Genomic DNA, 13,526 nt, shown 5'->3' on the forward strand with positions numbered 1-13,526 from the left:
GCGATGAGCAACACTCAATCTTCACAACTTATTATCTTTGGCGGTACCGGCGATCTCGCTTTGAGAAAACTGCAGCCCGCCCTATATAAACTGCAGCGCGAAGGTTTAATAGATGATGTGCGCGCCATCATCGCCCTCGGCCGTGGCGAAAGCAGCGACGAAGAATACCGCGCCGCAGTGAAAGAGAAAATGCGTGAATTTCTGCCTCCCCATTTTTGGGATGAGCAGCACTGGCAAATATTCTCTGCCAAGCTACATTTCATCAGCCTAGACGTAAACAGCCTAAAGGATTACCACAGCTTAGCGGAGGCGATTCACAGGCACCCCGATAGCAAGGCCGTTTTCTATCTGGCGACTTCCTCCACACTATACAACAGCATTTGTCGTAATTTACACAGCATCGGTGTAGTCAGCGCAGAATCAAGGGTCGTATTGGAAAAACCCCTTGGCAACGATCTCGCAAGTTGCACAGAGATTAATCACGAAGTCTTGCAGGTCTTCCCTGAGAGGAACATCTTTCGGATCGATCACTACTTAGGCAAAGAAACCGTTCAAAACTTACTGGTACTCCGTTTCGGCAACGCCCTCTTTGGCCCGCTCTGGAATAGCCAGTATATCGACAATATTCAAATTACCGTCGCAGAAGATATTGGTGTTGAGGGCCGCGGTGACTTCTATGCTAAAACTGGTGCGCTGCGAGATATGGTGCAAAACCACATTCTGCAATTGCTCTGCTTAGTTGCCATGGAACCTCCCGCCAATTTGCGGGCGGATACCATTCGCGATGAAAAGGTAAAAGTACTCCAGGCACTGCGACCGATCACCGCTGACAATGTAAAAGCTAAAACCGTGCGGGGGCAATATACTGCAGGCGCAGTCAACGCCTCTCCAGTAGCGGCATTTTTAGATGAAACAGGATTTGAAGATAGTAACAACACCGAGACATTTGTTGCCTTGCAAGCCGATGTTCACAACTGGCGATGGGAGGGCACGCCCTTCTATCTCCGCACCGGCAAACGTTTAGCGCGGCGTTACTCAGAAATTATTGTCGAGTTAAAAAAGCATCCATTCAGCCTGTTTGAGGGAGACCCCAACGACCTGCCGAATAAATTAGTTATACGCTTACAACCAGAGGAAAACATTACCCTGTACAAGGTGAATAAAAAGCCAGGGCTCGGCAGACAATTAAAATTAGAACAGGTGGAGTTAAACCTAGACGCCGACCTACACGATGAATTACATGCACATGAAGCCTACGAACGATTGCTGTTGGATGTACTGGAAGGCGATCAAACACTGTTTATGCGACGCGATGAAGTCGAAGCCTGCTGGGCCTGGGTAGACAGTATTATTGATGCTTGGCACAACGCCGGTATAAAAACCAAGCCTTACTCGGCAGGAACGATGGGGCCAAATGCGTCCCTCGCCCTGCCTGAAAAATATGGTAGGAGCTGGCATGAATAAAAAACCAAAATTAATTTTGCTGCCAAATCGCGAAGAAATGGACCAGCTACTTAGCCGCGATATTGCCAATACGCTGCGCACTGCCATACACAATCACGGGCATGCGAGCTTGGCGGTATCGGGTGGGTCAACACCGAAAAATATGCTGAGCCTACTAGGTAAAGAGGAGCTAGATTGGTCAGCCGTACACGCATTGCTAGTGGACGAACGCTGGGTAGCTCTTGACCACAGCAATAGCAATGACGCCATGTTGCGGAGTACGCTGCTAAAGGAAGCCACTGCGTGTCATTATCTTCCATTGAAGAACGAGGCCGATAACGCGGTTGATGGCCAGTTTATTCTTGAAGAACAACTCGATGAATTAAATTGGCCGCTAAGCATTGTGCACCTTGGTATGGGTGACGACGGCCACACCGCCTCATGGTTTCACGATGCCCCCGAATATCAACAGCTGTGCTCAGCGCACACCCAGCATTGCTTTGCCGTGCATCCTGGCGCCGCGCCCTACCCCAGAATTACGTTATCTCCGTCAGCGGTCTTTAACAGCGAAAAAATAGTTATACACATTAGCGGCAAAGCCAAGCGCGATGTTCTTGAAGAAGCCTTGGCTCAAAACGCCGATTATCCAATTTCTATGGTCTTGCACCAGCAGCAAGTGCCAGTCGATATTTACTGGGCCCCATAATGACATCTACCAAGCAAATACCCTTACATCCGATTGTTGCTAAGGTTACCGAGCGTATTCGCCTGCGCAGTGTCGCTAGCCGCAAAGCCTATCTAGATAAATGCCAAAGCATGCGCCGCAAGGGGACGCAGCGCGGACAGCTCTCATGCAGCAATTTAGCACATGGCTTTGCTGCCTGTAGCCAAGACGATAAACAGCGTATCCGCCTTGAAGAGGCTGCTAATATCGGCATTGTCAGCGCCTACAACGATATGCTGTCGGCCCATAAACCACTGGAAAACTACCCAGACATTATCCGCAAAGCGGTTACCGAGCTCGGCTGCACCGCGCAATTTGCGGGCGGCACACCGGCGATGTGTGACGGCGTCACCCAAGGTGCTGAGGGTATGGAATTAAGTCTGTTTAGTCGCGACACAATCGCAATGAGTACCGCCATCGCGCTGACCCACAATATGTTTGATGGCGTCCTTTGCTTAGGTGTATGTGACAAAATTGTCCCAGGGTTATTAATGGGCGCCCTCAGTTTTGGTCATTTACCACTGATAATGGTACCTGCAGGCCCAATGTCCACGGGACTAAGCAATGACGACAAAGCCAACATTCGACAACTGTATGCCGAAGGCAAAGTGGGCCGTGAAGAATTATTAGAGGCTGAGGCCAGCGCCTACCATGGAGAGGGGACGTGCACGTTTTACGGTACGGCAAATAGTAATCAAATGCTGATGGAAGCCATGGGACTGCATGTGCCAGGCACGGCGTTTGTCCCGCCCAATGGTGCTTTAAGACAAGAACTTACCCGCGCTGCCGCCCAACAAGTATGCAAAATCACCGCCTTAACACCGAATTACACGCCCCTATGCGACGTTGTCGATGAACGGAGTTTGGTGAACGCTATCGTCACATTATTAGCCACAGGGGGCTCAACCAATCACAGTATTCACTGGATCGCGATTGCAAGGGCAGCCGGCATCATTATCGACTGGCAGGATTATGCCGAGCTGTCTGATGCCACTCCCCTACTGTGTCGAATTTATCCAAACGGCAAAGCCGACGTGAATCATTTTCACGCCGCCGGCGGCACGGGATATGTGATCGCAGAATTAATTGCTGCTGGCCTGCTACATGCCGACGTCAACACGGTGTGGGGTAAGGGCTTACAATGTTATAGCCAAGCACCAAGCCTAAACGGCGGCGCAATTAACTGGCAAGAAAGCCCAACCGCCAGTGCTGATTTAGACGTTCTGCGCCCAGCCAATAAACCCTTTGATCCACACGGTGGGATGAAATTACTGACGGGCAAACTTGGCCGAAGTATTATCAAAGTGTCAGCTGTAAAGCCTGAACATCGATATATTGAGGCCCCCGCCCTGGTATTTGAGAATCAAGAAGATTTAAAACTCGCCTTTGATAAGGGTGAGCTAGAGCGAGATTTTGTTGCTGTAGTGCGTTTCCAAGGGCCTAAGGCCAACGGAATGCCAGAGCTACACAAACTGACACCTTACCTTGGCATTTTGCAGGAGCGCGGATTTAAAGTGGCTCTGGTCACAGATGGTCGTATGTCTGGCGCCTCGGGTAAAATTCCGGCAGCGATCCACCTCTACCCTGAAGCCTTAGCTGGTGGCCCAATCGCAAAAATTCAAAATGGCGACATGCTTATTCTAGATGCGGAAAAAGAGACACTAGAGATATTACTGTCAGTAGAAGAATTGTCGCAACGCGAGGCGGCTGACTTTCACCCAGCACCGGCAAGTGACAATTACGGCCGCGACCTTTTCGCCGGACTGCGCGCCAATGTCGGCACAGCAGAGGAAGGTGCTGCCACCTTCCTAAATTGACCTACTAGCTTGCATAAAGATCTTTAAGCATCGCCAAGAATCCGGCGAGGTCTTTATTCAAGGCGTCTTCGCTGGGAACAATCCAGCTGCCACCAACACAGGCCACCGACTCTAAAGCCAAATACTCCTGATAATTGGATGGAGAAATACCGCCAGTTGGACAAAAAGTAACATCAGGAAAAGGCGCCGACAAAGCTTTTATTAGTGCCACACCGCCAATGGCAGCCGCGGGAAAGCACTTAAACACCCTATGTTCTTCATTCATAGCGGCCATTAATTCGCTGGCTGTCGCAATACCGGGAATGTAAGGGGTAAGGGTTTTTCTCGCTAAAATTGATAACTCAGCGGAAAACCCAGGGCTAATGACAAAATCCGCTTCATCAGCTGCGCGCAACATTTGCCGCCGATTCACCACTGTTCCCACGCCAATTTTGGCGAAGGGCATGATGTCTTTAAATATTTTCACCATTTGCCACGCCTGAGGGTGGCGCAAGGTAACTTCTACTGTAGGCACTTTCGCTTCGGCAAACAGTTCAGCGCAGGCCTGTGCGTGATCCAAGTTTTGGAAGTGCGCGACCGGCATGACCGGCGCGGCGCGATGTAGAATTCTCAATGCGTCGTTCATAAGCTACTCCTGATGAGCGCTTCCACTCTTAATTTATAATTCCTGAAAGTAGGCAGCACTGGTTTATTACTCGCCCCACTCTACACGGCACTAGGTGCAATTTTCAAAGAAATTGAGACTTAATCGAGGGTGCGTTTGTAGCGAAGCATGGCGATAAATACCACCACAACCATAAATGCTGCAATTGCGGCTAAATCGATTCTCAAATCATTAAACTGCGCGCCTTTTAACATAATGCCCCGCACTACCCGCAAAAAATGCGTTAAGGGCAGCACCTCTCCAATCACCTGCGCCCACATGGGCATACCGCGAAATGGGAACATAAAACCCGACAACAGCATCGATGGCAAAAAGAAAAACACCGTTAATTGCATAGCCTGAATTTGCGTTTTTGCAATGGTTGAAAAAGTAAAACCGAGTGCCAAATTGGCAACAATAAACAGCGCCACACTCACTAACAACAGACTGATACTACCTACGAACGGAACCGCAAATAGCCAATGTGCCACTAATAACACTATGACTGTCTGCACTGCGCCGACACCTAAGAAAGGTAGGATTTTACCAACCATCACTTCAAACGGTGATCCCGGCATAGCGAGGAGGTTTTCCATGGTACCGCGCTCGGTTTCCCGCGTCATGGCCACACCGGTAATCATCACCAAGGTCATTGTTAAAATAACGCCGAGCAAACCGGGGACAATATTGTATTGGGTGATACCCTCGGGGTTGTATCTCGGGTGAAGCACTAAATCAACGGATCCAAGCTCCGACTTTAAATAGGATAGCGCCCCAGTAAAATCCTTGATTAGCGCTCTATTTACGATGGTATTCATGCGAGCAAGGGCGTTTGACGCAGCAACCGGATCACTTGCATCGGCCGCGACCAGCAACTGAGGTCGTTCTCCGCGGATAAGCCGCTCGGTAAATCCGCTGGGAATTTCGATGACAAATACCACCTCACCGCTGGCAAGTAAATGCTCCCCGTCTCTCGCATCGGATATATTGGTACTTACATCGAAATATTCAGAATTAACTAAACCCGCAATAAGGCTGCGCACTTGTGGTGTAAATTCTTCAGCGTGCACCGCGGTAGGCAAGTGTTTTGGATCCGTATTTATCGCATAACCAAATAGCACCAGCTCCAAAATTGGAATTGCTAACATCACCGCAAATGTCAGTCGATCACGCCGCATCTGGATAAGTTCTTTTATAAACACGGCATTTATTCTAGCGAAATTTAGGCTTTTACGATGTCGCTTACTGTTCATGTGTGACTCCGCCGATCAGCGCCGGTCTGCTCCATCAAGGCAATAAATACATCTTCTAAGCTCGGACGAATTTCCTGCCAGTGATAGCCATCCATCGCGACAGAATTCACCGCCCGCTCCAGCAGCGATCGATCGTGCCCGCAAATATGTAAACCGGCGGCAAAATAGGCGGCATACTCAACCCCTGGCAATTTTTTAATTCGCGGTTCTAAAGCCCTTACACCCACCCCCTCAGCACGGAAACTGATCAGACCAGATTGATCGATAATGTCGGGCACGGTGCCTTCGGTAATTAAGTTGCCATGGGCAAGATACACAATGTGATCACAGCGCTCCGCCTCATCCATATAGTGCGTAGACACCAATACTGTCATACCGTTATTTGACAGCCGGTGAATTTGATCCCAAAAATCGCGGCGGGCCTGAGGGTCTACACCAGCTGTAGGCTCATCTAAAAGAAGTAATTCTGGTTTATGCATCGTAACTGCAGCCAAGGCCAAACGCTGCTTCCAACCACCAGACAAGGCGTCTGCCAATTGATGCTGGCGATGCGCTAAACCCAAAACCTCTAATGTATCGTTAACAGAGCGACGACGATTTTTAAGCTCGTAAATTCTGGCCACGAACTCAAGATTTTCGCGCACAGTTAACTCGTTCCAAAACGAGAATCTCTGCGTCATATACCCAGTGTGGCGACGAATTAACTCGGCGTCTTTGCGCAAATCAAGCCCTAGACAGTTCCCCTCCCCCTCGGTCGCCTTGAGGAGTCCGCAAAGCATTCTTATGGTGGTGGTTTTACCTGAACCATTCGGGCCAAGAAATCCCCAGACTTGTCCTTTAGGCAGATGTAAATCTACTTTGTTTACCGCTATTTTATTGCCAAAGTGCTTACTCAAACCGCTCACATCGATAGCCAGCTCAGTCATGACTCGCTGCCTGCAAAAACACATCGACCGGCTGGCCTGCATGCAAGCCACTTGCTGAGGGCAATCTAGCTTCAATAAGAAAAACCAGCTTTTGTCGCGACGCAACGCTGTAAATCACCGGCGGAGTGTATTCTGTTTGGCTGGCAACATAGGTAACTGTGGCACTCACTGGCTCAGCTACGCCGTCCTGCTTTATGCTCAACTGGACTCCCGCAGAAAAACGAGGTAACTCACTTTGCGGCACAAAAAAGCGTACTTTTAAGGCATCGTTCGGAAGTAAGGCTAAGGCAGGTGAACCTGCCGATATTTGTTCACCTTTGCGAAAATAGACCTGTTCAACACGGCCAGCTCGAGGCGCAAGCACCGTCCGCTGTTCCAAACGCCACTGTGCGCGATCAACGTTTGCCTGGGTCGTTTTAAATGCTGCCAGTGCGGCCGACACAGCGTTTTCGCGGGATGCCAATTTCGCGAGTCGGATTTGGGCGTCAATATTATCGAGCCGCGCGTCGGCGGCATTAAACTCCGTAATCGCTTTATCTACCGTCGCCTGTGCAGTAAGCCCTTTTTTGCGCAGCGACTCTATACGACGCCTCTCCACATCGGCTAAGGATCTTGCAGCGACTGCCTCTTTACGCTGTGCATCTAAGCGATTAATTTCGTCAGGCCGGGCGCCGGTGGCTAAATCACGGTAGTGCGCCTCTGCCTGCGCAGCTCGCATTTTCACTTCATCTAAATCAAAGCGCTGCCGATCTTTATCAAGCTCGAAGAGTACTTGACCTGTTTCAACAACATCGCCCTGATTTACGCTGCTGGCAACTATCCAACCTGACTCTAGAGCGCTAATGTAAATATACTCAGCTTCGACATAACCACTAATACCATCGAGTTGAGACGCTTCATCGCAGCCAAAAATGAACAATAGCGGGATTACACTCATATACTTTAGCCACGACATACCTATTTCCTTATTCAAACGCCAGGATTCAAGCATCGACTTCACATATTATAAAAACGTTAAACGCGATTGGAATTGACGCAGAGCTTTGTTCCCGTTTTATTATTTTGTTTCTACGAGCAAATAAGTAAAACTTACATTAAATCACTAATAAAGAATAATGTAAGTTTGGCAAAACTAAAAAGGGCCAGACCGTTGCCGGTCTGGCCCTTTAAGCTATCTGAGATTGTGGGGAAAACCCACACCTTCATTTAGATAGGTAGTGGCAGTGCATCAAGACCTGGGATTGGAAGTGCATCCAAACCTGGCAGTGCATCAAGACCTGGGATTGGAAGCGCATCCAAGCCTGGCAAGCCACCGGCACCGCCGCCAGCACCTGGGATTGGCAGCGCGTCTAGGCCAGGAATTGGCAGAGCGTCAAGACCTGGAAGTCCGCCGTCAGCCAGCGCCATCAAGTTTTCCTGCAAATGGCCAGCTAACACCTCGAACTGACCAGGAATCAACATCGCAGCAGCCTGAATCGCATCTTGATCAGCAGTTGGCAACAGATCGATAACATCGGTCAACTTATCAGTTACACCGTCAAAGCCGCCAAGATCATCCAGCGCGGTATCCACTGCGAAGGTCAGTTGACCTAGCTTCTCTGCACCAGCCGCCAAATCAAATGGAAGTGCATCTAAACCAGGAACACCAGCCGCACCGCCGCCAGCACCAGGAATTGGCAGAGCATCTAAACCGGGGATTGGCAATGCGTCTAAGCCTGGAAGCCCACCAGCAGCAAGCATATCAAGACCTGGGATTGGCAGTGCGTCTAAACCTGGAATCGGTAAGCCGCCAAAGCTTGGAATTCCACCGTCAGCGCCGCCGGGAATTGGCAAACCGCCCAATATATCTAGACCAGGCAATGCGTCCAAGCCAGGGATAGGAGCGCCGCCACCGAGTGCGGTCAGGTTAGAAGTCAAATGGTCGACAGTAGCACGAAGCTGATCACCAACAAAGAATGACCCTGCATTGATTGTGTCGATATCAGCAGTCGAAAACGCGACAACTAAATCGGTTACTTTGTCAGTAACTCCGTTCGCACCAACAACATCATTCAATGCCGTGTCGACTGTGAGTGTTAATTGGCTTAATTGTTCTACACCCGGAGCACCACCGCCGCCGCCACTTAAGCCTGGAATCGGCAGAGCATCAAGACCTGGAATTGGCAATGCATCTAGACCGGGAACTCCGCCGCCTGCGCCGCCGCCACCTAAGCCAGGAATTGGCAGTGCGTCAAGGCCGGGGATTGGCAATGCGTCTAAACCAGGTAATCCACCGCCAGCCAAGGAATCCAAACCAGGAATCGGCAATGCGTCTAGACCGGGCAGTCCGCCCGCGCCGCCGCCACCGGCACCTGGAATTGGCAGAGCGTCAAGACCGGGGATTGGCAATGCATCCAAACCTGGCAGTGAATCCAAGCCAGGAATACCACCACCAGACAGCGCGCCAAGTTGGTTATCAATCTCAACGAACTGAATAACGACTGCGTCTAAAGGGGTACCCGCCACCGCACCGGCAAGCGGAGAGATAACGACCGCAAATGGACCCGCTTGCACCGCACCTGCGGTGGCCATCAGCGAAGCCATAAGGGTCTTCTTAAAAGGTGAGTTCATCATATATGCGCGCTCTTGTAGAATGTTTTTATCATTTAGCGTCTTAAACTTTAATTAACTGACGCTTATCCTGAGCTGCGATGGTACGGGTTTATACCTATACAAAAGCGTGCCGCAGTTCACACTTTTTGACTTCCCCTGAATGCAGTGACCACATTGAGGGCAAACATTGCACCATTCACTAGCAAAATAGATTCAGATTGTCTTGTCACGACACCAACATAACCAGCTATATCCCAGCAAATATAAGCGAATAGTCCCCCGCTATCGGTATGTAAAAAATGTCGCTCGCTCTGCCCTGCAGCCATTTGCCCATAGCATCAGCGCAATGAGAGCTCCCTGCCTAATAATAGATCGCTCTGCCGTACAAATGGCAAGTATCTTCAAGTATGCCGTGCAATAGAAGACACTATGGCCGCTAACCGAGAGATGTAGTTGAGTGATGCCGCAATGCATTTCCGGCCGAAGCAAAGTCCAAATAACAAGTGAGATGTGCTTAAATAACTTATAAACAAGCTAACTAAAAACAGAAATCTCCAGTCCCAATGACGAGCTTTAGCTATGGATCGAGCCATTAAACCATTTCGAGTTGACATTCCTCAGTCACAACTAGACGACCTAAAGGCCAGACTTGCCAACACCCGCTGGCCCGACGCTGAGACCGTCGATGATTGGAGCCAAGGAGCACCGTTAAGCGCAGTAAAATCGCTATGCCAATACTGGCAGCACAGCTATGACTGGCGCCGATGTGAGCAGGAATTAAATGCCCACCCCCAGTTCACCACCGAAATAGACGGATTAGACATACACTTCTTGCATATTCGCTCGCCCCACGACAATGCTCTGCCCATGCTCATGACCCACGGTTGGCCCGGTTCCGTACTCGAGTTTATGCGGGTGATTGGCCCACTGACAAACCCCACTGCCCACGGCGGCAGTGCCAAAGATGCGTTTCACTTGGTGATTCCCTCCCTACCGGGCTACGGGTTCTCTGGTAAACCCAGCGCGACAGGCTGGGGACTAGAACGCATTGCACAGGCGTGGATCACGCTTATGGCTCGCTTGGGTTACTCCAAATATGTTGCCCAAGGCGGAGACTGGGGATCCGGTGTCACCACCGCTATCGCTCGTATAGAACCACCTGAATGCCTAGCAATCCATATCAATATGGCATTAGCACAGCCAACCGCCGATGATATGGCTTCGCTGACAGAGCGCGACAAAAATGCATTGGCGGATGTTAAGCATTATTTCGACAATGACTCCGGCTACGCAATGATTCAAAAATCTCGGCCGCAATCATTAGGCTATGGTCTAGCGGACTCTCCCGTCGCACAAGCAGCGTGGATATATGAGAAATTTCATGGCTGGACAGACAACAAAGGCCGGCCTGAGGATGCACTTTCCAGAGATCAAATGCTCGACGACATCAGTATCTACTGGCTCACAAACAGTGGCGCGTCGTCTGCCAGACTCTACTGGGAAAGCTTCCACAGTCTACTTGCAGAACCCATCACCATGCCTTGTGGTGTTTCAATATTTCCGAAGGAATTATTCAGACCTGCACGCCAGTGGGTTGAGCGACTTTATCAAAACTTGATTCACTGGAACAATGTTGAAAAAGGCGGCCATTTCGCCGCTTTTGAGCAAGCAGAAATTTTTGTAAATGAGGTGCGCGCTTGTTTTGCGAAAATTCGATAGTGACGATCAATCGGGCTCCTAAGAGCCCTATTAGCCTTTTAAATAAGGCAAACGCCTACCAATGTTTGGCAATAAACTCGCACAATTTGTTTAGTGCAACTTTGCTTTCAGGCAAAATCGACATCAGCTGCATGTCATGACATTGCCCAGGCCAAATATCAATTTCTACTGTAACCCCTGCTTCCCGCGCTTTTTCGGCGCCCACAATCGCCACATCTCTCAGCAACTCGGTCTCGCTCGCAGTGAAGTACATCGGCGGGTAGCCACTAAAAGACGCAAGTAAGGGCGACACAGCAGGGTCAGTGGTATTGTGTCCGTCTAGATATAAACTCCGAAAAAACAAAAACGAACTTAAACGGAACATGGGATCTCGACCCTCATTTTGAAAAAGGGACGCCCCCGACAAAGTCCAATCCCCAGCGGGTGAAAATAGACTCGCCGACGTCGGCATGGGTAAATTTTCTTCCCTTATTTTGGCAAGAATCGATAATACCAGCCCGCCACCTGCTGAATCACCCAACAAAGCGATATGATCGGCTGCCACTCCCTTATCTAGCAGCATTTTGTAACTCTCGAAACAATCTTCTATGGCCGCTGGATGCGGGTGCTCAGGAGCCAAACGATAGTCTGGCAGCACACCGATGGCACCAAGGTTGTTACAGATACCTGCCAGCATCGACCGATAAGTATTTGGCGAACGCAAGCAGTAAGCGCCACCATGAAATAACAAAACGTGTTTTGCCTTGATAGGATCATCGCTAAAATCGATAGTTTGTAAAACATCTGTCTGGCAGTGAGATAAATCTACCTGACTGATACGGCAAAGCCTCTCCGCATTTCCCACAAGACGTTCGTCAAGCTTTGCAAAACGTCGCCGAAGTGCCATCAGTTGTCCGTGGTTTCTTATAGGACGCCGGATTAGCCTCAGTACAAAATTCAGGAGCCGGCTGCGAATACTTTGCTTCATCAATACGTCCTTATAAGCGTCCATTAAAAAATCAATTTATTACAGGAATTACCTCAAGCGAAAATTCAAGGTGCTATGTATTCAGCGACAAATGAATTAATCGTTTTTTGAGCAGTTTTTGACGTCGCTCCGCAAAAGCGCATATGAGCGATGGTATGCGCCATGCCCAAGATAATACGCGCTGCGTCTGAGGCTTGCAGGCTAGGTTTGATGGAATTATCAGCGCGTCCTTCCAGAAGTAGCTTGCGCAATGCAACTATCGTGGCAGTGTAAAACTCTTTGTATAGCTCCCAAATAGGTCCCTTGGTGGAGCCGCTCCACTCGAGCCAAATTGTTACATAATTCCTATCCGTATCGACCGACTTGGCAAATGAAGACAGCATGTCTTCAACACGCAGATGCACGGGGGCCTCCACATCTGTGCGGACTATAACAAAGCCCTCTAGTAAAAAGCGGCGCACTTCTTTAATCACTTCCGACTGAAGATCGTCAATAGTAGGAAAATAGTGGAATACGGTAGGACTAGCAACGCCGGCAAGTTTGGCGATATCGGCATGAGTTGCTTTTTCAATACCCTGCTTAGCAAACACGTCGACCGCACACATCAAGATTTGTTGACGCCGCGCCTCTGGCGACATGCGTTTTGCCCGTGTTTTGACCAAAGTATTGTCCTCCGCTGATTTTATTTTCCTTGCCACACCCTCACCTCTTTATATTCCGCTGGACGATGCCGGCAACAAGATCTTACAAAGGCATCACCCGTGAAAATAACTATGACATCCAACATCGACAGTGTCTGATTTTATAGCATAAACAAGCGTTTACACATTCACTAATTACCCTGCCCAGCAACGTCGATACAAACAAGCCGCAATAATAGCGCATTTTTATGCCTGCGCCCCACATTGTTAACAGTGCAATAATTGAGACAGCCGGAATGATGTTTTCTGAGAAATGTTAGAATCTGGCGGTTAGCATCAAATGAACACCTCGAATATTAGGAGCTTGGATGTGAGTGCTGAATTTGGGGTACTGTCGCCTTGTAGTGCGATGTTTACGTAATGGAGGGAACGGGATGCGCTAGGCTTCTAAATTAAAACGATTGAACGCGTCGGCGACCTGCTTGCCGAGATATACCATCAAAACGCAAATACTCAAGATCAAACACAAAAGAAGTATTCGCCATAAAAAATCAAATATGATGGCTTTGGAATTCAACGATAATCAAATTTACCGCGAGCATCTATGCTACATTCCCCGCCTAGACGATTAGTTTTTAAATTGCGCTTTCAAGCGCAATTCACCTACTCCCTACCAGTGGTTGGACAGCCATAAGCAAGCCTCAATTAATATGCGGATAGTAAGTATGGGAAAAGTATCCCATCAAAATCCCATGACCGCAGATACCAGAGAGACACGTAAAAAGCGGTTTACGAAAGCAG

Annotated in this window: 11 protein-coding genes; 4 read left to right on the forward strand and 7 right to left on the reverse strand. The window is 49.3% G+C overall.

Annotated elements, in window-relative coordinates; translation table 11 throughout:
* Nucleotides 1-3: 3 nt before the first annotated feature.
* The 3 genes from zwf to edd are packed head-to-tail and all read left to right on the forward strand — an operon-like array spanning nt 4 to nt 3,984.
* Nucleotides 4-1,464, forward strand: a complete 1,461-nt coding sequence (gene zwf / locus KXJ70_RS12600) for a glucose-6-phosphate dehydrogenase (RefSeq protein ID WP_219043867.1) — start codon at nt 4-6, stop codon at nt 1,462-1,464.
* Nucleotides 1,457-2,149 (forward strand): 6-phosphogluconolactonase, encoded by a 693-nt coding sequence (gene pgl, locus KXJ70_RS12605; RefSeq protein WP_219043868.1) that lies wholly within the window; start codon nt 1,457-1,459, stop codon nt 2,147-2,149. The genes zwf and pgl overlap by 8 nt, the downstream gene beginning before the upstream one ends.
* On the forward strand, nt 2,149-3,984 hold the full coding sequence (edd, locus tag KXJ70_RS12610; RefSeq protein WP_219043869.1) for a phosphogluconate dehydratase: 1,836 nt from the start codon (nt 2,149-2,151) through the stop codon (nt 3,982-3,984). Before pgl ends, edd begins: the two co-directional genes overlap by 1 nt.
* 4 nt (nt 3,985-3,988) lie before the next feature.
* On the opposite strand, the gene eda is transcribed toward edd, so the two are convergent.
* The 5 genes from eda to KXJ70_RS12635 form a co-directional block, all read right to left on the reverse strand.
* The gene (gene eda / locus KXJ70_RS12615; RefSeq protein ID WP_219043870.1) at nt 3,989-4,609 is read right to left on the reverse strand and encodes a bifunctional 4-hydroxy-2-oxoglutarate aldolase/2-dehydro-3-deoxy-phosphogluconate aldolase; all 621 of its coding nucleotides are present in this window, start codon (nt 4,607-4,609) and stop codon (nt 3,989-3,991) included.
* Nucleotides 4,610-4,728: 119 nt separating this feature from the next.
* On the reverse strand, nt 4,729-5,880 hold the full coding sequence (locus KXJ70_RS12620; RefSeq protein WP_219043871.1) for an ABC transporter permease: 1,152 nt from the start codon (nt 5,878-5,880) through the stop codon (nt 4,729-4,731).
* Nucleotides 5,877-6,806, reverse strand: a complete 930-nt coding sequence (locus tag KXJ70_RS12625) for an ABC transporter ATP-binding protein (RefSeq protein ID WP_219043872.1) — start codon at nt 6,804-6,806, stop codon at nt 5,877-5,879. Before KXJ70_RS12625 ends, KXJ70_RS12620 begins: the two co-directional genes overlap by 4 nt.
* Nucleotides 6,799-7,761, reverse strand: coding sequence for an HlyD family secretion protein (locus KXJ70_RS12630; protein WP_219043873.1), 963 nt, complete (start codon nt 7,759-7,761; stop codon nt 6,799-6,801). The genes KXJ70_RS12625 and KXJ70_RS12630 overlap by 8 nt, the downstream gene beginning before the upstream one ends.
* Before the next feature lie 251 nt (nt 7,762-8,012).
* Nucleotides 8,013-9,419, reverse strand: coding sequence for a hypothetical protein (locus tag KXJ70_RS12635; RefSeq protein WP_219043874.1), 1,407 nt, complete (start codon nt 9,417-9,419; stop codon nt 8,013-8,015).
* A 558-nt stretch (nt 9,420-9,977) separates the two neighbouring features.
* On the opposite strand from KXJ70_RS12635, the gene KXJ70_RS12640 reads away from it, so the two are divergent.
* Entirely contained in the window at nt 9,978-11,117 is a 1,140-nt protein-coding gene (locus KXJ70_RS12640) for an epoxide hydrolase family protein (protein WP_219043875.1), read from the forward strand.
* Nucleotides 11,118-11,172: 55 nt separating this feature from the next.
* On the opposite strand, the gene KXJ70_RS12645 is transcribed toward KXJ70_RS12640, so the two are convergent.
* Together KXJ70_RS12645 and KXJ70_RS12650 are read right to left on the reverse strand one after the other, a co-directional pair.
* Nucleotides 11,173-12,108, reverse strand: coding sequence for an alpha/beta hydrolase (locus KXJ70_RS12645; protein ID WP_369409785.1), 936 nt, complete (start codon nt 12,106-12,108; stop codon nt 11,173-11,175).
* A gap of 41 nt (nt 12,109-12,149) precedes the next feature.
* A complete protein-coding gene (locus KXJ70_RS12650) occupies nt 12,150-12,782 on the reverse strand; it encodes a TetR/AcrR family transcriptional regulator (protein ID WP_369409786.1) in 633 nt (210 codons plus the stop codon).
* Nucleotides 12,783-13,526 lie beyond the last annotated feature (744 nt).

Origin of the sequence: Zhongshania aquimaris, assembly GCF_019312595.1 — a bacterium.
GTDB classification, from domain to species: domain Bacteria; phylum Pseudomonadota; class Gammaproteobacteria; order Pseudomonadales; family Spongiibacteraceae; genus Spongiibacter; species Spongiibacter aquimaris.